Origin of the sequence: Streptomyces rimosus, assembly GCF_008704655.1 — a bacterium.
GTDB lineage: Bacteria > Actinomycetota > Actinomycetes > Streptomycetales > Streptomycetaceae > Streptomyces > Streptomyces rimosus.
This window is the reverse complement of sequence record NZ_CP023688.1, coordinates 6,746,303-6,763,528: the sequence shown is the minus strand read 5'-3', so window position 1 is coordinate 6,763,528 and position 17,226 is coordinate 6,746,303. Positions and strand designations below refer to the sequence as shown.

Here is a 17,226-nt window from a genome sequence, read left to right as displayed (position 1 = left end):
TGAGGGGGTTACCGTCACATTACGCACCCTCGGCCGGGAACAGAACCGCCGGGCCGCACGGCGGCTCCGGCACGTTTGCCCGGGTGCGACGGGCGGTACCCCGGGAGAGGGCGGCCCGGTTCTTCCCGCTTTGTTCCGCGGGTGCCCGGGACCGTACCGCCGCGCCGGACCGGTCCTGGTCCGCGCCTCCCCCCGAGTGCCCGCCGACGGCCGAGGAGAACCCGTGAGCAAGCACTTCGACGTCACGGCCGTGACGTTCCACTTCGACTCCGCGTGCCCCTGGACCTGGCGCACCTCGCGCTGGCTGGTGGACGCCACGGGGCGCCGGGGCATCCCGCTGTCCTACCGCGCCTTCGACCTGACCGACGGCGCGCCGCTGGACAAGCTGCCCGACGAGCGCCGCCCGGCCGCCGCCGGGAGCCGCTGCCTGCTGCGGCTGGCCGAGGCCGCGCACGCCGACGGCCGGGACACCCTGACCGGCACGGTGTACGCCGCGTACGGCGCCGCGGTGTTCGACGGCGGCGCGGACCCGTCGCCGGAGCTGGCCGAACGCTGCCTGGCCGAGGCGGGCGCCGCGACCTATGCCGACGTGCTGCACGACGCCGCGCTGGACCGGCAGGTGGCCCGCGCCCGCGAGCAGGCGCAGGAGTTCTCCGGCAAGAACGCGGGCTCGCCCGTCACGGTCATCACCACGCCCCGCGGCGAACGCGGCTTCTTCGGGCCCGTGGTGGCGCCCACGCCCACCGGCGCGGAGGCCGACCGGCTGTGGGACGCCGTCGTCGGCGCGGCGTCCGTACCGCACTTCTTCGAGCTGCGGGCGCGGCGCACCGCCAAGCCGTGACCGCTTCCGGGCTCACAGGGCGAAACGCTCGGTCAGCGCCCGCGCGGCCCTTCGAGGTCCGGGTCGGCGGTCAGGGACAGCACGGCCGTGGCCACCGCGTCCGGCGCGTCGGCCATGATCAGGTGTCCGGCCGGGGCGGCGACCGCGAAGGCGCCGCCGAGCTGGGTGGCCAGTGCCCGCTGACGCTCCAGCCAGCGCAGTTCGCGCGGTGTCTCGCTGCCGTCGTACGCCGCCAGGACCGTCACCGGCACGCCCCGCAGCGGATGGTCCGGGCGCAGCGCGGCGACCTCTGCGGCCTGGTAGGCGTAGGTCGCGTTCTCCATGGCGCAGGCGCGCAGCACCCGGCTGGTGCGGTAGGCACCGGCCTCGTGGGGGCCGCGCGGGTGGTTGCGCACGGTCGAGGCGCGGACGGTCAGACGGCGCGCGGTGGGTCCGAGGGCGCGGGGCAGCCCGGCGGCCGACAGGAGGGACGCGAGGCCCCCGGCCCAGGCCGTACGGACCGTACGCGGCAGCCGCGGGCGCGGGTCCTCCTCCACGCTGCCGTCGACGAGCACGAGGCCGGCGGCGCGCTCCGGGTGGAGCCGGGCGAACGCCTCGGCGTGGAAGGCGGCCAGGCTGTGACCGACGACCGTGCACGGCCCGTACAGGCCGAGCGCGTCCAGGACGCGCGCGATCCGGGCGGCCTCGCCCGCCGCGGTGGGCGGTCCGGTGGCGGGCGCGCTCAGCCCGAGGCCGGGCCGGTCGAAGCGGACGACCGTACGGTGCGGGGCGAGCCGGGCCGCGACCGGGTCCCAGTCGAACCAGCTCATGCCCAGCCCGCCGCTGAGCACGCACACCGGCCCGCCGCCCTCGCACAGGACGTGCAGCACCGTGCCGTCCACGCGCAGCATGCGGCCGGGGGCCGGGCCCTTGCGCTTGCCGCCGTCCCTGCTCATGCCGTTCCCCCTTCTCTCCCCGTAGTGGTGCCCGCTCGCCCGACACACCACGCGAGCAGGCCCACGTACAGGGCGACCAGCAGGACCTGGAGGCGCTGGCCGACGCCGAGCGCCCAGGTGCCGTGGCCCTCGGTGAAGGCGGCGATGGAGGAGAGGGTCCAGACGGTGGCGGCCAGTTCGGCGGCGGTCAGCCACGGCGCGATCCGGCCGAGCGGCGGCCACCAGCCGTACCGGCGGGCGGCGACGGTCAGCAGGACGAGACCGGCCAGCGCGCCCACCATGGCCAGCGAACTGCTGATCGCGTGCGCGGTGTGGGTGGCTGGCACCAGGCCCGCCGTCTCGCGGGCCGCGCACTCCGGGTCGCTGGTCGGCGCGCAGCTCAGCGGCAGCCGGGAGTCGACGGCGGTGGCGCCGCCGAAGAGCGCGAGCGCGGCCCAGCCCGCCGTCGCCCAGGGCCGCCGCTCCAGTGTGAGCAGCGCGGCCACCGCACCGGCCAGCACCAGCACCCCGGCGGCCAGGTCCGTGGCGCGGAACAGGCCGCCGAGCGGCTGATCGGCGGCGGCCAGTTCGCTGACGTACGTCCGTACCGGATCGAGGCCGGTGGACAGCACCACCTCCAGCACCCACGCGGTGTACGCCACCGCTCCGAGCAGGAGGAGGACGGGGGCGGCGCGGCGGCTCTTGCTCGTCTGCACGGACATCAAGGTCAAGGATAAGCAAAGTCGATGGCCGGGGGAGGGCCGGGCGGCCCTGGGGCGGCATACCCCGCAGGGGTAGGGTGCTGGGCAGGGATTCCGGGAGGCCGTGCAGAGATGCCGTACGCGACGCGTGGACGTGGACAGGGGAAGGCCGCCGCATGGTGCGGCCGCCTGCTGCTGTTCGCCGCGCTGATCGTCGGCATCGTCGGGATGCACACGCTGGGGCATCCGGTGGGCGGCCACGGGTCGGGGGCGATGGGCGCGGCGCACCGGCCGATGGCCGCGGCGCACCAGGAACACGCGCAGCCGATGCCGGGCCCGCACCAAGAGCACGCAGCCCAGCGACACACAACCCAGGAACACGCAGCCCGGCACCTCACGGTCCGTGCCTCCTCCATCGCCGACGACGACCACGCCATGAACCCCGGCGCGGTCTGCCTGGCCGTGCTCTCCCTGTGGGTGCTCGTCCTGGTCCGTACGGGACGGCTGCTGGGGCGGCGCGCCGCCGACCTCCTCGCCGCCGTACGGGCCCGGCTGCTGCGCGGCCTGCGGCCCCTGCCACCACCGGTCCCCCGCCACAAGCACCTCGCCCGGCTCTCGGTCCTGCGCGTGTAGAAGCGCGGCCGGCCGCCGACGCCCGCGCGCGTCCGCGGCCCGGCCCCCGCGCACTCACCACAGACCGCACTCCACCACGAGGTGTTTCTCCATCATGCGTACGCACACCCGCCGCGCCGTACTCGGCGCGGGCATCGCGGCCGCCGGCAGCGGCCTGCTCGCCGCCTGTTCGTCCGCCGACCAGAAAGGCCACGCCGGCCACGGCGGCGCCGGCCACCCGGCCGAGGCGCCGGGCGGTTACGTCTCCCCCGACGGCCCGGAGGTGGCCGCCGCCGAGGCCGAGCGCGGCTCCGGCCCCGTACGGAAGGTGGCGCTGACCGCCACCGCGGCCAAGCTCGACCTGGGCGGCCGTACGGTCGGCAGCTGGGCCTATGGGGACGAACTGCCCGGCAAGGAGGTACGGGTCACCGCGGGCGACACCCTGGAGCTGACGCTCGCCAACCACCTGCCCGAGGCCACGTCCCTGCACTGGCACGGCCTGGCCCTGCGCAACGACATGGACGGCGTACCGGACGTGACCCAGCGCCCGGTCAAGGCGGGCGGCTCGTTCACGTACCGCTTCGCCGTCAGCCACCCCGGCACGTACTGGTTCCACCCGCACTCGGGCGTGCAACAGGACCGCGGCCTGTACGCGCCGCTGATCGTCGAGGACCCGAAGGAGCCGCTGAAGTACGACAAGGAGTGGGTCGTCGTCCTGGACGACTGGGTCGACGGGGTGGACGGCAGCACGCCGGACGCGGTGCTGGCCGAACTGTCCAAGGGCATGGGCGGCATGGACCACGGGTCCGGTTCCGGCGGGATGGACCACGGCGGCATGGACATGGGCGGCCACGGCGGGATGGATCACGGCGCGCACTCCATGGGCGGCCGCAAGGCGCCCACCCCCACCGGCCCCTCCCGCATGCTGATGGGCGCCACCAGCAAGCTGCTCGGCGGGGACGCGGGTGACGTGGACTACCCGTACCACCTGGTCAACGGCCGTACCCCGGAGGACCCGCGGACCTTCCGCGCCAAGCCCGGCGACCGTATCCGCATCCGCTTCATCAACGCCGGAGGGGACACCGCCTACCGCGTCGCGCTCGGCGGCCACACCATGACGGTGACGCACACCGACGGCTACCCCGTCGTCCACGCCGCCACGGACGCCCTGCTGCTGGGCATGGGCGAGCGCTACGACGTGGTGGTCACCGCCGGGGACGGCGTCTTCCCGCTGACCGCGCTCGCCGAGGGCAAGAAGCGCACCGGGCTGGCCCTGCTGCGCACCGCCGACGGCGCGGCGCCCGACGCGTCCGTACGGCCGAAGGAGCTGGACGGACGGCTGCTGACGGCCGACCGGCTCAAGGCCGACGGGCCGGTGCGCCTGGCGTCGCGCGCGCCGGACCGCACGATCCGGTTCGACCTCACCGGCTCCATGGCGAAGTACGACTGGGCGGTCAACGGCAGGAAGTACACGCCGTCGCAGCGCTATCCGGTGCGTTCCGGGGAGCGCGTACGGCTGTCGTTCCGCAACAGCACCACGATGTGGCACCCGATGCACCTGCACGGGCACACCTTCGCGCTGCCGGACGGCGGACCGCGCAAGGACACCGCGATCGTGCTGCCGGGCCGCCGCCTGGACGTCGATCTCGACGCCGACAACCCGGGCCTGTGGATGCTGCACTGCCACAACGTCTACCACGCGGAGTCGGGGATGATGACGGTTCTCGGGTACCAGAAGTAGGCGGTACGGGGGGCCGGGCCGACGCTCCCGACCGGCGGTCGGTCCGGCCTCCCGGCAGGCCGCGGGCCGGGCCCCTAAGCTCGGCCGCGTGCCTCGTCTGCGGATCGCCCTGAATCAGACCGACGCCTGCGTCGGGGACCTCACCGGCAACGCCGAAACGATCGTGCGGTGGACCCGGGAGGCCGCCCGGCGGGACGCGCACCTGATCGCGTTCCCCGAGATGGTGCTGACCGGCTACCCCGTCGAGGACCTGGCGCTGCGGTCGTCGTTCGTGGAGGCGAGCCGCGCCGCGCTGCGCGCGCTCGCCGCCCGGCTCGCCGACGAGGGCTTCGGGGACACCCCGGTCGTCGTCGGCTATCTGGACCGCTGCGAACAGGCGCAGCCGCGGTACGGGCAGCCCGCGGGCGCCCCGCAGAACGCCGCCGCCGTGCTGTACCGCGGCGCGGTCGCGCTCTCCTTCGCCAAGCACCACCTGCCCAACTACGGCGTCTTCGACGAGTTCCGGTACTTCGTGCCGGGCGAGACGCTGCCCGTGGTCCGCGTGCGCGGCGTGGACGTGGCGCTGGCGATCTGCGAGGACCTGTGGCAGGACGGCGGCCGGGTGCCCGCGGCCCGGTCGGCCGGGGCCGGGCTGCTGGTCTCCGTCAACGCCTCGCCGTACGAGCGGAACAAGGACGACACCCGCCTGGAGCTGGTCCGGCGGCGCGCCCGGGAGGCCGGCTGCGCGATCGCGTACCTGGCGATGTCCGGCGCGCAGGACGACCTGGTCTTCGACGGCGACTCGATCGTGGTGGGCCGGGACGGCGCGGTGCTGGCGCGCGCGCCGCAGTTCGAGGAGTGCTGCGTGGTGCTGGACCTGGACCTGCCGGCCGCCGCGCCACGGGCGCCGTCCGGGGTGGTGGACGACGGGCTGCGTATCGAGCACGTCGTCCTGACGCCGGACCCGCTGCCCGATGACGCGCCGTGGGAGACCGGCGGTCAGGCCCCGCACCTGGAGGACGCCGAGGAGATCTACGGCGCGCTGGTTGCCGGGCTGCGCGGGTACGTCACCAAGAACGGGTTCCGCAGCGTGCTGCTCGGGCTGTCCGGCGGGATCGATTCCGCGCTGGTCGCGGCGATCGCGTGCGACGCGCTCGGCGCGCGGAACGTATACGGCGTCTCGATGCCCTCCCGCTACTCCTCCGAGCACTCCAAGGAGGACGCGGCCGAGCTGGCCCGGCGTACCGGGCTGCGGCTGCGTACGGTGCCGATCGGGCCGATGTTCGACGCGTACATGGCATCCCTGGAGCTGACCGGGGTCGCCGAGGAGAACCTCCAGGCCCGGCTGCGCGGCACGACGCTGATGGCGCTCTCCAACCAGGAGGGCCATCTCGTCCTCGCGCCGGGCAACAAGTCCGAGCTGGCGTGCGGCTACTCGACGCTGTACGGCGACGCGGTGGGCGGCTTCGGGCCGATCAAGGACGTGTACAAGAGCGATGTCTTCCGGCTCGCGCGCTGGCGGAACCGGTCGGCGGCCGAGCACGGGCGTACACCGCCGATCCCGGAGAACTCGATCACCAAGCCGCCGAGCGCCGAGCTGCGCCCCGGGCAGGTGGACACCGACTCGCTGCCGGACTACGAGGTCCTCGACGCGATCCTGGAGCTGTATGTCGACCGCGACCAGGGGCGCGAGCGGATCGTCGGGCTCGGGTACGAGGACGAGCTGGTGGTGCGGGTGCTGCGGATGGTGGACGCGGCCGAGTACAAGCGGCGGCAGTACCCGCCGGGCACGAAGATCTCCGCCAAGGGCTTCGGCAAGGACCGGCGGCTGCCGGTCACCAACCACTGGCGGGAGTCGGTCTGACGCACAACAGCCGGTCCCGGCGCCGCCGCACCGGGACCGGCTGCCTCGGACGTCTCCTAGGCCCGCAGGAAGTCGTAGGACGTGACCTTGCCGTTGTGGTTGACGTCGACCGTCGCCGACGACATCGCCGCGTCCATCGTGTACGTGGTCCGGCCCTGGTCACCGAAGTCGCTGGTGATCGGTCCGGGGTGGTTGGCGGAGAGCACGCCGACCGTCTCGCCGTCCGGGTCCTGGATCGTGGCGGTGCCCTTCTTGGCGTTCCACGCGAGGGTGTAATGGTTGGCGATCTTGACCTTTTTGTCGCCCTGGCTCTGGGCCCCGGCCGCCGCCGCGGGCTTGGCGGGCGCCGCGGCGTGCGCCGGGGCGGCGACCGCGGCCACGGCCGGTACGGCGACGGCGGCACTCGCCGCCACGGCGACGACCGCGGTGCGCAGACCCGCCCGCTTGCCGCTCCGGACGGCGGTCGCGGACGCGTCGCCCGTTCGGTTGGCTGCGAAGAACATTGCTGCTCCCTGTGTACGTCGTGCTGCGTGTACGTCGTGCTGCGTCCGGGCCCGGACCTGGTGCGGAGCCCGTGCAGGCCCACACCCGTAACGCTAGGAAGCCCCTGTTTCCGCTCTCCGGCAGCCGTGTAACAGCCGCCACGCGGTCCCCTCAAGGGCCTGTTGCACACAGCGGGCGCACAGGTCGCGCGTATCCCGCGCTTACCTACGGCGAAGGGCCGCGCCGTACGGTCGTACGGCGCGGCCCTTCGGGGCGGTACGGGCTCAGCCCACCCGGTCCGGCAGTTCCGCCGGCACCTCGTCCTCGCTGCTCGCGACGACGCGCGAGGAGGCGGCGGCGCCGCGGTCCAGCAGGCCCGCGGTGACCGCGATGCCCAGGCCGACGACGGCCAGGACCGCGCCGACCAGCGCCGGGGAGGTCCAGCCCCAGCCCGCCGCGATGGCCACCCCGCCGACCCAGGCGCCGCCCGCGTTGGCCAGGTTGAACGCCGAGTGGTTGGAGGCGGAGGCCAGGGTGGGCGCGTGCCGGGCCTTCTGCATGACCAGCATCTGCAGCGGCGTGGTGGTCATGAAGCCGACCGCGCCGAGGATCACGACGCAGATCAGGGCCGCCCACTTCACGTGCACCACGAAGGTGAAGACGACGAGGGTGACGGCGAGGGCGCCGAGCGCCCCGTACAGCGTGGGCCGCAGCGCGCGGTCGGTCAGCGGTCCGGCGGCCAGCGCGCCCAGCGTCATGCCCGCGCCGAAGAGCGCCAGGACCAGCGGGACGGAGCCCTCGGCGAAGCCGGAGACCTCGGTCATCATCGAGGCGAGGTAGCTGTAGACGGCGAACACGCCGGCGAAGCCGAAGACCGCGGTGACCAGCCCGAGGACGACCTGCCGGTTGCCCATGGCGCGCAGCTCGTGGGCCACGCCGCCGTGCTCCTCGCGCGGCATCGGCGGAATCAGCCGGGCCAGCGAGGCTATCGCGACCAGCCCGATGGCGGCCACCACCAGGAAGGTCGCGCGCCAGCCGAGGTGCTGGCCGAGCAGCGTCGCGGCGGGCACGCCGACGATGTTGGCGACGGTCAGCCCGAGGAACATGGTGGCCACGGCGCGGGCCTGCCGGCCTTCCTTGACCAGCCGGGCCGCGACCACCGCGCCGACGCCGAAGAACGCGCCGTGCGGCAGCCCGGCGAGCAGCCGGCCCGCGATCAGCAGGCCGAAGTTGGGCGCCAGGGCCGAGGCCAGGTTGCCGACCGTGAAGACCGCCATGAGCAGCAGGAGCATCCGCTTGCGCGGGACGCGCGCGCCGAGCGCGGTCAGCAGCGGGGCGCCGATGACGACGCCGAGGGCGTAGGCGGAGACGAGATAGCCGGCCGTGGGCACGGACGTACCCAGGTCGCCCGCGACATTGGGCAGCAGGCCCATCATCACGAACTCGGTGGTGCCGATGCCGAAGGCGGAGACGGCCAGCGCGAGCAGCGCCAGGGGCATGAGAGACCTTTCGAAAACGGTGCGTACGGACCCCCCGGGCGCGGTGGTGCGACGAGCGGTGCGCAGGGGATCCGTACGACGGCGTGATGCTGGATGTCCGTAAGTTCTTCTACGGAACAAAGTCTCTCAGGGCATTCATTCCGACGGGAGAACGCGATGTTACGAATGAGGGGCGGGCCACCCGCGCGTACCCACGCGGACGGCCCCTGACGGCGGGGCGGGAGCACGCCCGCCCCGCCGTCAGGGGCCGTTCCGGCTTTGTCAGATCTTGACCGAGGCGGCCAGCGGAAGGTGATCACTGCCGGTCCTGGGCAGCGACCAGGAGGACACCGGGTCGATCCCCTTCATCATGATCTGGTCGATCCGCGCCATCGGGAAGGCGGCCGGGAAGGAGAAGCCGAAGCCGTCGCCCGCCGCGCCCTGCGCCGAGCGCATCTGCGCGGTGACCGGGGCGAGGGAGCGGTCGTTCATGGTGCCGTTGAGATCGCCCAGCAGGATGACCTGCTTGACGCGCTCGTGGGCGATCGCCTCGCCGAGGGCGGTCGCGCTGTTGTCGCGCTGGTTGGCGGTGAAGCCCGCGTTGAGCTTGACCCGTACCGACGGCAGATGCGCGACGTAGAAGGCGACCTGCTTGCCGCTGGGTGCCTGGACGGTGGCGCGCAGCGCCCGGGTCCAGCCCATCTTGATGTCCACCGGCGCCGCGTCGGTCAGCGGGTGCTTGCTCCACAGCCCGACCGTGCCCTGCACCGTGCGGTACGGGTACGCCTTGGCCAGCCCCTCCTTGTACTTGGGCAGCGCGTCACCGGTCAGCTCCTCCAGGGCCACCACGTCCGCGCCGGACTTCACGATGTCCCTGGCCGTACCGGCCGGATCGAGGTTCTTGTCGCTGACGTTGTGGGTGACGACGGTGAGGTTGCCGCCGGTGCCCTTCTTGTCCGTGAGCTGCCCGCCGAAGAGGCCGACCCAGACGACAGCCGGCAGCAGCAGCGCGACGATCGCGGTCGTGGAGCGGCGCAGCACGGCGGCGACCAGCAGCACCGGGACGCCGATCAGGCCGAGCCACGGCAGGAACGTCTCCAGCAGGCTGCCCAGGTTGCCCACCGTGTTGGGGACCTGCGCGTGCAGGATCATCAGCAGCCCCAGCAGGACCGCCAGCACGGCGAGCACGATGCCCCGCCGCCACATGCCCTCCGGACGCCACCAGTCGCGCAGGCGCCGCGCCCGGGAGGCATTCCGCTCAGGGTCGTGGCCCCGCCCCGACTCCGTCATGTATGCCTGCGCCATGCCGCCGTCCTCACTGCCTTGCCTCGTGCGCCCCACCTGTGATCTCCGACCCTAGGCGATGGCCTGTAATGCCTTTTCTTACAACTGATGACGGGCCGGTCAGGGCGTGAGGTTCCTGGGCCGGGGGCCCCGGCGGCGGCTGTGACAGAACGGGCATAGTCCCGTCATGGAGCGGTCGGATACGGACCCGGAACGACCCGGAACGTACGGTCAGGCCCGCGGCCGTACGCCGTACAGCACCGTGTCCACGATCTCCTCGGCCAGCCCCTCCGGCAGGTCCGCCCACTCGTGGAGCACGGCCCGGGACAGCACCGGGCCGACGAACAGGTCGGCGAGCAGGTCGATGTCCCGGTCCGTACGGATCTCACCGCACGCCATGCCCCGCCGCAGCACGGACAGCAGCACCTCGCGGCGGGCCTGTACGACCGTCTCGTGGTACTCCCGCCAGAGCACCGGCTGCGCCTTGACGTGCGTGACGATGGTGCGCAGCAGCGCCGAGTTGCGCTTGGCCAGGCCGCGGATGCGCAGGAACTCGATGATGCCCACGAGGTCGTCGCGCACCGACTCGCCGGCCGGCGGCGGGATGTCGGTGTCCAGCGAGCGCATCACGTCGAGCAGCAGCTCGCTCTTGCCGGGCCACCGCCGGTAGACGGTGGCCTTGCCGACCCCCGCCTCCCGGGCGATGCGCTCCATGGACAGCTCGCCGATGGAGACGCCGTCCTCGATCATGCGCAGCACGGCCTCGATGATCGCGGTGTCGGCGGCGGCGTTGCGGGGACGGCCGCGGCAGGGGGCCGGGGCGGCGGCGTCCGCGGCGGGGACGGTGTCCGTACGTACCCGCGCAGCCGCCGTGTCCGTGCCCGCAGTCCGGTTCATGACCGTGCTCCCGCCTTTTCCTGTTCCGCCCGGTCCGTACCGCGCGCACCCTCCCCCATCCTGCCCGGCAGGAAGGCCGCAACCACCACCGCGCCGAGGACCGCGACACCGGCCGAGGCGAGCGCGGTGACGTGCATGGCGTGGATGAACGCGTCGTGCGCCTCGGCGGCCAGCCGCTGCCCGGCCGCTCCCAGCTGCCGGGCGACGCCGAGCGTGGCCTCGATGGACTCGCCCGCCGCGTGCCGGGCGGCGTCCGGCAGGCCCGGTACGGAGTTCAGCGTGCCGTCGATGCCGTCGCGGTAGACGGTGGACAGCAGCGAGCCCAGGACTGCCACTCCGAGCGTGCCGCCGACCTGCCGGAAGGTGTTGTTGATGGCCGATCCGGAGCCCGCCTTCTCGCGCGGCAGGGACTGCATGATCGAGACGGTGACCGGCGGCATGATGTGCGCCGAGCCGGTGCCCTGGGCGAAGAAGAGCACCTCCAGCACCCAGATCGGGGTGTCGGCGTCCAGCAGCAGGAAGCCGGCCATGCTGGCGGCGACCAGCAGCATCCCGGCCGAGCAGACGACGCGCGAGCCGAAGCGGTCGACGGCGTGCCGGGCCCTCGGCGAGAAGATCATCTGGGCGACGGCCAGCGGCAGGATCAGCAGGCCCGCCTGGAGCGGCGTATAGCCGCGCACGCTCTGGACGTAGAAGACGATGAAGAACGTGACGCCCATCATCGCGAAGAAGACCAGCGCGATGGCGCCCACGGCGGCGGAGAACGCCGGCTTGCGGAAGAGATTGACGTTGATCGACGGGTGGTCGATCCGCTTCTCGTACAGCACGAAGCCGACCAGGACGAGCAGGCCGCCCAGGACCGTGCCGAGCACCTGCGGATCGGTGAAGTCGGCCAGCTGGCCGCCCTTGATGATCCCGTAGACCAGCAGCACCAGGCCGACGACGGAGAGCAGCACGCCGAGCGGGTCCAGCTTCCCCGGCTGCGGGTCCTTGGAGTCCGGCACCAGGACGATCATCACGACCAGCGCGACGAGCACGATCGGTACGTTCACGAGAAAGACCGAACCCCACCAGAAGTGGTCCAGCAGCAGACCGCCCGCGATCGGTCCGATCGCGATGGCCAGCCCGACGCCGCCGGCCCAGATGCCGATCGCCCTGGGCTGCTCGTCCCGCTCGAAGACGTTCATCAGGACGGCGAGGGTGGACGGCATCACGAAGGCGCCGCCCAGCCCCATCACCGCGCGGAAGGCGATCAGTTGCCCCGGCGACCCGGAGACGGCCGCCAGCACCGAGCCGATGCCGAACACCACCAGGCCGAAGAGCAGCACCTTCTTGCGGCCCAGCCGGTCACCGAGCAAACCCGAGGTGAACAGCAGGCCCGCGAAGACGAGCGTGTAGGAGTTGATCGCCCACTCCAGCTGGCTCTGCGTGGCGCCGAGGCCGGTGGGGGCCGGGGTGGCGATCGTCTTCATCGCCACGTTGAGGATGGAGTTGTCCAGCACCACGATCAGCAGGCTGAGCATGAGGACGGACAGGATCGCCCAGCGGCGGCGGTGGATGTGCTCGGGAACGTGCCGGGGCGCGGCGGATATGCCGGTGGGTTCGGAGCTCGTCATGGGGGCAGCGTACGCCCATTTCGATACGGCTCCGTTCCGTATCGGAGGGGGTCGTTCCGCATCGGCGGGAAGCGCGGGGGCACGGCCGCCTCACGGGGCGCGGACCGCCCCTCCTCCCTAGGCCCCTTCCACTCCCCCGGGCCCGCGTGCCAGCATGGAAGGGAGTCCGGAGACGCCGTCAGGGCGCTTCGAGATGACGAACAGGAGCCGTCACCATGACGCAGCTTTCGCCTGCCCAGAACCCGGCCGCGGAGGGGACCAGCGCGCCCGGCGGGGCAGCCACCGGCAAGACCGACAGCAGCTCGAACAAAGCACTGTACGGAGGAAAGAGCTCGCGGCGGGTCACCGTGCGCGACATCGCCGCCGCCAAGGAGCGCGGCGAGAAGTGGCCCATGCTCACCGCCTACGACGCGATGACCGCCTCCGTCTTCGACGAGGCCGGCATCCCGGTCCTGCTGGTCGGCGACTCGATGGGCAACTGCCACCTCGGGTACGAGTCCACCGTGCCGGTCACGATGGACGAGATCACCATCCTGTCCGCGGCGGTCGTCCGCGGCACCAAGCGCGCCCTGATCGTCGCCGACCTGCCTTTCGGCGCCTTCCAGGAGAGCCCGGTCCAGGCGCTGCGCAACGCCACCCGCCTGGTCAAGGAGGCCGGCGTCGGCGCGGTCAAGCTGGAGGGCGGCGAGCGCTCCGCCCACCAGGTCGAGCTGCTGGTCTCCTCCGGCATCCCGGTCATGGCCCACGTCGGCCTGACGCCCCAGTCCGTCAACGCGTACGGCGGCTACCCGGTGCAGGGCCGCGGCGAGGAGGCGGCCCAGCAGCTGCTGCGCGACGCGAAGGCCGTGCAGGACGCGGGCGCCTTCTCGGTCGTCCTGGAGGCCGTACCGGCCGAACTGGCCGCCGAGGTCACCCGCTCGCTGCACATCCCCACGGTCGGCATCGGCGCGGGCATCGGCTGTGACGCGCAGGTCCTGGTGTGGACCGACATGGCGGGCCTGACCAGCGGGCACGTCCCGCGCTTCGTGAAGCAGTACGCCAACGTGCGCGAGGTGCTGGGCACCGCGGCCAAGGACTTCGCCGAGGAGGTCGTCGGCGGGACGTTCCCGGCGAAGGAGCACAGCTTCCGCTGAGCCGGGTGACAGCCTCCACCTGAATACCGGAAGGCCGGGCGGGCGCCCTCGAAGAAGACGCCCGCCCGGCCTTTCCCTACGGCGGCGACGGTGGCGCTCAGTGCGCGAAGACCGTGCTGGCCAGGATCACGTGGACGGCCGTGCCGCCGAGAATGCTCAACAGCGCGTTGCGGCGCCACAGATGCAGTCCCACGGTGACGGCCAGGGCGATCAGCGGGGCCAGGCTGCTCGCCTGGGTGACGGACAGGTCGCGCAGGCAGTACGCGAGCAGGATCACCATGACGCCGGCGGGCATACGGGCGCTGAGGTACCGGACGGTACGGCTGGCGCGCAGCGGCGTGAGGGCGGCGAAGGGAAGGGCGCGCAGGCCCCAGGTGACCGCGGCGGTGACGAGGACGGCGGCGACGGCGTAACGCGGGTCAGGCATGGCTCGGCTTCTTGCTGGTGGTGAGCTGACGGGCCAGGAGGGCGGCGGCGAACAGGGCGAAGGCGGCCAGGAGCATCTCGCCGGGGAACAGGAGCCGGGCGCCGAGGGCGCTGAGCAGGGCGAGCCCGGGGATGGACAGTTCGCCGCGCAGGTCACGGACGGCGTCCAGGGCGAGAACCGCGAACAGGGCGGTCAGGGCGAAGTCCAGGCCGGTGACGCGCTCCGGGATGAGGGAGCCGAGCAGGGCTCCGGCGATCGCGCTGCCCGCCCAGGCCGCATGGAGGAAGCACTGCATCCACAGGATGCGGCGGCCGGGCCAGGAGCGGGCCTGTTCACGGGTGGCCAGCACATACGCCTCGTCGCACAGCGCGAAGGTGGCGTACGTCTTGCCGAGGCGGCCGGGTATGCGGTGCACGGGAAAGGACAGCGCGTAGAAGACGTGCCGGACGTTCACCATGAACGAGGACACCGCGATGGCCGCCAGCGGGGCGGCGGCGGTGACCAGGCCGATGAGCAGGAACTCGAACGAGCCGCCGAAGGCGAGCGCCGCGGACAGCCCCGCCCACCACCAGTCCAGCCCCGACTGCGTCACCAGCGCCCCGAAGGCGAGGCCGAGCGGGACGAATCCCAGGACGGCGCCCGCGGATTCCCTGAACGCCGCATGGGCCTCGGAACGTCGCGCGGGCTCGGGGACAGGTACGGGCCGAGGGCGGCCCCCGGTGACGGCAGGGCGTGTTTCCATGGCGCAATCTTAGAAAGAATTGGACCTTATATGGTTTCCTCTTATCGCTCTATAATGGTTCCGTGCGCAATGAAATAACCCTCGATGCCGTGGATCGGGAAATTCTGTTTCACCTCGGCCAGGACGGGCGGCTGACCAACGTCGAGCTGGCCAAACGCGTCGGCCTCACCCCGCCGCCCTGCCTGCGCCGCGTCAAACGGCTGGAGGAGGCCGGTGTCATCACCGGATACCGGGCCGTCGTCAATCCCGAATCGGTGGGCCGCGGCCTGGAGGTCTTCGTCGCCGTCGAGATCTACGCCCAGGACCGCAAGAGCTTCGAGGAGTTCGAGGCCACCGTGGCCTCCTACGAGGAAGTCATGGAGTTCCGCCGGATGTACGGGCGCCCCGACTACTTCCTCCGCGTCGCCGTGGCCGACCACACCGCGTACGAAGCCTTCCTGACCGACAAGCTCAGCTGCCTGCCCGCCGTCCTGCGCCTCGAATCCCATATGACCATGAAGGAGATCAAGGCCGACCGGTGAGGCGCCGACGCCCGCCGCCGACGGCCTGACCTGGGCTGTCGGCCGGCTGTCGGTCGTTTGTCAGTGGGTGCTGTCATCGTGAGGGGCATGACGCGAAAGACGATATCCAACGGCGCGAGGAACGCCGTCGAAGTGCGGGGACTGGTCAAGCACTTCGGCGAGGTGAAGGCCGTGGACGGGGTGGATCTCGATGTGAGGGAAGGCACCGTGCTCGGTGTGCTCGGGCCGAACGGCGCGGGCAAGACGACGCTGGTGCGCTGCCTGTCCACGCTGCTGGTGCCGGACGCCGGCACGGCGACCGTGGCGGGTTTCGACGTGGTGCGCCAGCCGCGCGCGCTGCGCCGCACGATCGGCCTCACCGGCCAGTACGCCTCGGTCGACGAGAAGCTCTCCGGCCGCGAGAACCTGTACATGATCGGCCGCCTGCTGGACCTCTCCCGCAAGGACGCCCGCGCGCGGGCCGACGAGCTGCTGGAGCGGTTCTCCCTCACCGAGGCCGCCGGCCGGGCCGCCGCCAAGTACTCCGGCGGTATGCGCCGCCGCCTCGACCTGGCCGCCTCCATGATCGGCAGGCCCGCGGTGCTGTATCTGGACGAGCCGACGACGGGCCTCGACCCCCGCACCCGCAACGAGGTGTGGGACGAGGTCCGCAGCATGGTGCGCGACGGCGCCACGGTCCTGCTCACCACCCAGTACATGGAAGAGGCCGAGCAGCTGGCCCACGAGCTGACGGTCATCGACCGCGGCCGGGTCATCGCCGACGGCAAGGTGGACGAGCTGAAGACCAAGGTCGGCGGCCGTACGCTCCAGATACGCCCGGCGCACGCCGCCGAGCTGGACCGGATGGTCGGCGCCATCGCGCAGGCCGGCCTGGACGGCATCGCGGGCGCCACCGCCGACCACGAGGACGGCGTGGTCAACGTCCCGATCGTCAGCGACGAGCAGCTGTCCGCCGTGGTCGGCATGCTCGGCGAGCGGGGCTTCACGATCTCCGGCATCAACACCCATCTGCCCAGCCTGGACGAGGTGTTCCTGGCCATCACCGGCCAGAAGACCTCGGAGGCCGCCGACGGCGGCCCGCAGGACGGACCGCAGGACCAGCAGGGCGTTCAGGACAAGCAGTACGAGGAGGTTCCGGCATGAGTGCCGCGACGGTGGCGGCGCCGGGCAAGCCGCAGCGGCCGGGTGCCGACGAGGGCCGGATCGGCCTGCGTGCCCATCTGCGTCACACGAGCGCCCTGGTGCGCCGCAACGCGATGCAGATCAAGAACGACCCCGAGTCGATGTTCGACGCCCTGTTGATGCCGATCGTCTTCACGCTGCTGTTCGTGTACGTCTTCGGCGGCGCGATGGGCGGCAGCCTCGGCGGCGACCGCTCCGCGTACGTGAACTACATCATCCCCGGCCTGCTGGCCATGGGCGGCCTGAACATCGCCATGTCGGTCGGCTCCGGCGTCAACGACGACTTCAACAAGGGGGTGATGGACCGCTTCCGCACCATGCCGATAGCCCGCTCCTCGGTGCTGACGGCGAAGATGCTCGTCGAGTCCGGGCGGATGCTGGTCTCCACCGTCATCCTGCTGGTGCTGGCGTTCCTGATCGGCTTCGACCTGAAGACCGGCCCGCTGGAGCTGCTGGCGGCCGTCGCCCTGGCGCTGCTCTTCGGCTCCTCGCTGACCTGGATATTCATGCTGCTGGGCCTGACCATGAAGACGCCGCAGGCGGTGCAGGGCGTCGGCTTCATGGTGCTGATGCCGCTGCAGTTCGGCTCCTCCATCTTCGCCCCGCCGACCACGATGCCGGGCTGGATGGAGGCGTTCACCAAGGTCAACCCGCTGTCGAACCTCGCGGACGCGGCACGGGCCCTGATGAACGGACAGGGCGCCGTCGCCCAGCCGGTGCTGATCACCCTGGCCTGGACCGTCGGCATCACCCTGGTGTTCGCGCCCCTGGCCGTGGCCAAGTTCCGCAAGAAGACCTGACGCGTCACCTT

17 protein-coding genes are annotated in these 17,226 nt (G+C 72.3%); 8 read left to right on the top strand and 9 right to left on the bottom strand.

What is annotated here, in order from left to right; all coding sequences use genetic code 11:
- The first annotated feature begins 223 nt into the window (after positions 1 to 223).
- Positions 224 to 841 carry a mycothiol-dependent nitroreductase Rv2466c family protein gene (locus tag CP984_RS29575; protein ID WP_003982841.1) on the top strand — a complete coding sequence of 206 codons (618 nt, stop codon included), beginning with the start codon at positions 224 to 226 and terminating at the stop codon, positions 839 to 841.
- A gap of 32 nt (positions 842 to 873) precedes the next feature.
- Here CP984_RS29575 and CP984_RS29570 read toward each other — a convergent pair whose 3' ends face one another.
- The gene (locus CP984_RS29570) at positions 874 to 1,776 is read right to left on the bottom strand and encodes an alpha/beta fold hydrolase (RefSeq protein WP_003982842.1); all 903 of its coding nucleotides are present in this window, start codon (positions 1,774 to 1,776) and stop codon (positions 874 to 876) included.
- Positions 1,773 to 2,477 (bottom strand): DUF998 domain-containing protein, encoded by a 705-nt coding sequence (locus tag CP984_RS29565; RefSeq protein ID WP_003982843.1) that lies wholly within the window; start codon positions 2,475 to 2,477, stop codon positions 1,773 to 1,775. The genes CP984_RS29570 and CP984_RS29565 overlap by 4 nt, the downstream gene beginning before the upstream one ends.
- A gap of 111 nt (positions 2,478 to 2,588) precedes the next feature.
- On the opposite strand from CP984_RS29565, the gene CP984_RS29560 reads away from it, so the two are divergent.
- The 3 genes from CP984_RS29560 to CP984_RS29550 all read left to right on the top strand — a co-directional run bounded on the left by CP984_RS29560 (position 2,589) and on the right by CP984_RS29550 (position 6,652).
- Positions 2,589 to 3,089: a hypothetical protein gene (locus CP984_RS29560; protein WP_003982844.1), complete on the top strand. Its 501-nt coding sequence runs from the start codon at positions 2,589 to 2,591 to the stop codon at positions 3,087 to 3,089.
- Positions 3,090 to 3,183: 94 nt separating this feature from the next.
- Positions 3,184 to 4,809 carry a multicopper oxidase family protein gene (locus CP984_RS29555; protein ID WP_003982845.1) on the top strand — a complete coding sequence of 542 codons (1,626 nt, stop codon included), beginning with the start codon at positions 3,184 to 3,186 and terminating at the stop codon, positions 4,807 to 4,809.
- Between the two features lie 88 nt (positions 4,810 to 4,897).
- The gene (locus CP984_RS29550; RefSeq protein ID WP_003982846.1) at positions 4,898 to 6,652 is read left to right on the top strand and encodes an NAD+ synthase; all 1,755 of its coding nucleotides are present in this window, start codon (positions 4,898 to 4,900) and stop codon (positions 6,650 to 6,652) included.
- Positions 6,653 to 6,708: 56 nt separating this feature from the next.
- Here CP984_RS29550 and CP984_RS41540 read toward each other — a convergent pair whose 3' ends face one another.
- From CP984_RS41540 to CP984_RS29525, 5 genes are all read right to left on the bottom strand, one after another.
- The gene (locus CP984_RS41540; protein ID WP_030181095.1) at positions 6,709 to 7,155 is read right to left on the bottom strand and encodes a hypothetical protein; all 447 of its coding nucleotides are present in this window, start codon (positions 7,153 to 7,155) and stop codon (positions 6,709 to 6,711) included.
- A 264-nt stretch (positions 7,156 to 7,419) separates the two neighbouring features.
- On the bottom strand, positions 7,420 to 8,634 hold the full coding sequence (locus CP984_RS29540) for an MFS transporter (protein WP_003985033.1): 1,215 nt from the start codon (positions 8,632 to 8,634) through the stop codon (positions 7,420 to 7,422).
- 261 nt (positions 8,635 to 8,895) lie between these two features.
- Positions 8,896 to 9,903 carry an endonuclease/exonuclease/phosphatase family protein gene (locus tag CP984_RS29535; protein ID WP_063604326.1) on the bottom strand — a complete coding sequence of 336 codons (1,008 nt, stop codon included), beginning with the start codon at positions 9,901 to 9,903 and terminating at the stop codon, positions 8,896 to 8,898.
- Between the two features lie 225 nt (positions 9,904 to 10,128).
- Positions 10,129 to 10,794 (bottom strand): TetR/AcrR family transcriptional regulator, encoded by a 666-nt coding sequence (locus CP984_RS29530; RefSeq protein ID WP_003985035.1) that lies wholly within the window; start codon positions 10,792 to 10,794, stop codon positions 10,129 to 10,131.
- Positions 10,791 to 12,410 (bottom strand): MFS transporter, encoded by a 1,620-nt coding sequence (locus CP984_RS29525; protein ID WP_003985036.1) that lies wholly within the window; start codon positions 12,408 to 12,410, stop codon positions 10,791 to 10,793. The genes CP984_RS29530 and CP984_RS29525 overlap by 4 nt, the downstream gene beginning before the upstream one ends.
- A 215-nt stretch (positions 12,411 to 12,625) precedes the next feature.
- On the opposite strand from CP984_RS29525, the gene panB reads away from it, so the two are divergent.
- Entirely contained in the window at positions 12,626 to 13,543 is a 918-nt protein-coding gene (gene panB, locus CP984_RS29520; protein WP_003985037.1) for a 3-methyl-2-oxobutanoate hydroxymethyltransferase, read from the top strand.
- A gap of 97 nt (positions 13,544 to 13,640) precedes the next feature.
- Here panB and CP984_RS29515 read toward each other — a convergent pair whose 3' ends face one another.
- Together CP984_RS29515 and CP984_RS29510 are read right to left on the bottom strand one after the other, a co-directional pair.
- Positions 13,641 to 13,970 carry a branched-chain amino acid transporter permease gene (locus CP984_RS29515; protein ID WP_003985038.1) on the bottom strand — a complete coding sequence of 110 codons (330 nt, stop codon included), beginning with the start codon at positions 13,968 to 13,970 and terminating at the stop codon, positions 13,641 to 13,643.
- Positions 13,963 to 14,712, bottom strand: coding sequence for an AzlC family ABC transporter permease (locus CP984_RS29510; RefSeq protein ID WP_003985039.1), 750 nt, complete (start codon positions 14,710 to 14,712; stop codon positions 13,963 to 13,965). Before CP984_RS29510 ends, CP984_RS29515 begins: the two co-directional genes overlap by 8 nt.
- Positions 14,713 to 14,774: 62 nt before the next feature.
- Here CP984_RS29510 and CP984_RS29505 point away from each other — a divergent pair, with 62 nt between their 5' ends.
- From CP984_RS29505 to CP984_RS29495, 3 genes are all read left to right on the top strand, one after another.
- Complete coding sequence (locus CP984_RS29505; RefSeq protein WP_030181091.1) at positions 14,775 to 15,233, top strand: Lrp/AsnC family transcriptional regulator; 459 nt, start codon at positions 14,775 to 14,777, stop codon at positions 15,231 to 15,233.
- 87 nt (positions 15,234 to 15,320) lie between these two features.
- Positions 15,321 to 16,376, top strand: a complete 1,056-nt coding sequence (locus tag CP984_RS29500; RefSeq protein WP_032921775.1) for an ATP-binding cassette domain-containing protein — start codon at positions 15,321 to 15,323, stop codon at positions 16,374 to 16,376.
- The gene (locus CP984_RS29495; RefSeq protein ID WP_003985042.1) at positions 16,373 to 17,215 is read left to right on the top strand and encodes an ABC transporter permease; all 843 of its coding nucleotides are present in this window, start codon (positions 16,373 to 16,375) and stop codon (positions 17,213 to 17,215) included. The genes CP984_RS29500 and CP984_RS29495 overlap by 4 nt, the downstream gene beginning before the upstream one ends.
- Positions 17,216 to 17,226 lie beyond the last annotated feature (11 nt).

What these genes read in the sequence shown, in the direction of transcription:
- CP984_RS29570 (WP_003982842.1), bottom strand. Translation starts at nt 1,776, where the DNA reads ATGAGCAGGGACGGCGGCAAGCGCAAGGGCCCGGCCCCCGGCCGCATG.
- CP984_RS29565 (WP_003982843.1), bottom strand. Translation starts at nt 2,477, where the DNA reads ATGTCCGTGCAGACGAGCAAGAGCCGCCGCGCCGCCCCCGTCCTCCTC.
- CP984_RS29560 (WP_003982844.1), top strand. Translation starts at nt 2,589, where the DNA reads ATGCCGTACGCGACGCGTGGACGTGGACAGGGGAAGGCCGCCGCATGG.
- CP984_RS29555 (WP_003982845.1), top strand. Translation starts at nt 3,184, where the DNA reads ATGCGTACGCACACCCGCCGCGCCGTACTCGGCGCGGGCATCGCGGCC.
- CP984_RS41540 (WP_030181095.1), bottom strand. Translation starts at nt 7,155, where the DNA reads ATGTTCTTCGCAGCCAACCGAACGGGCGACGCGTCCGCGACCGCCGTC.
- CP984_RS29540 (WP_003985033.1), bottom strand. Translation starts at nt 8,634, where the DNA reads ATGCCCCTGGCGCTGCTCGCGCTGGCCGTCTCCGCCTTCGGCATCGGC.
- CP984_RS29535 (WP_063604326.1), bottom strand. Translation starts at nt 9,903, where the DNA reads ATGACGGAGTCGGGGCGGGGCCACGACCCTGAGCGGAATGCCTCCCGG.
- CP984_RS29530 (WP_003985035.1), bottom strand. Translation starts at nt 10,794, where the DNA reads ATGAACCGGACTGCGGGCACGGACACGGCGGCTGCGCGGGTACGTACG.
- CP984_RS29525 (WP_003985036.1), bottom strand. Translation starts at nt 12,410, where the DNA reads ATGACGAGCTCCGAACCCACCGGCATATCCGCCGCGCCCCGGCACGTT.
- panB (WP_003985037.1), top strand. Translation starts at nt 12,626, where the DNA reads ATGACGCAGCTTTCGCCTGCCCAGAACCCGGCCGCGGAGGGGACCAGC.
- CP984_RS29515 (WP_003985038.1), bottom strand. Translation starts at nt 13,970, where the DNA reads ATGCCTGACCCGCGTTACGCCGTCGCCGCCGTCCTCGTCACCGCCGCG.
- CP984_RS29510 (WP_003985039.1), bottom strand. Translation starts at nt 14,712, where the DNA reads ATGGAAACACGCCCTGCCGTCACCGGGGGCCGCCCTCGGCCCGTACCT.
- CP984_RS29500 (WP_032921775.1), top strand. Translation starts at nt 15,321, where the DNA reads ATGACGCGAAAGACGATATCCAACGGCGCGAGGAACGCCGTCGAAGTG.
- CP984_RS29495 (WP_003985042.1), top strand. Translation starts at nt 16,373, where the DNA reads ATGAGTGCCGCGACGGTGGCGGCGCCGGGCAAGCCGCAGCGGCCGGGT.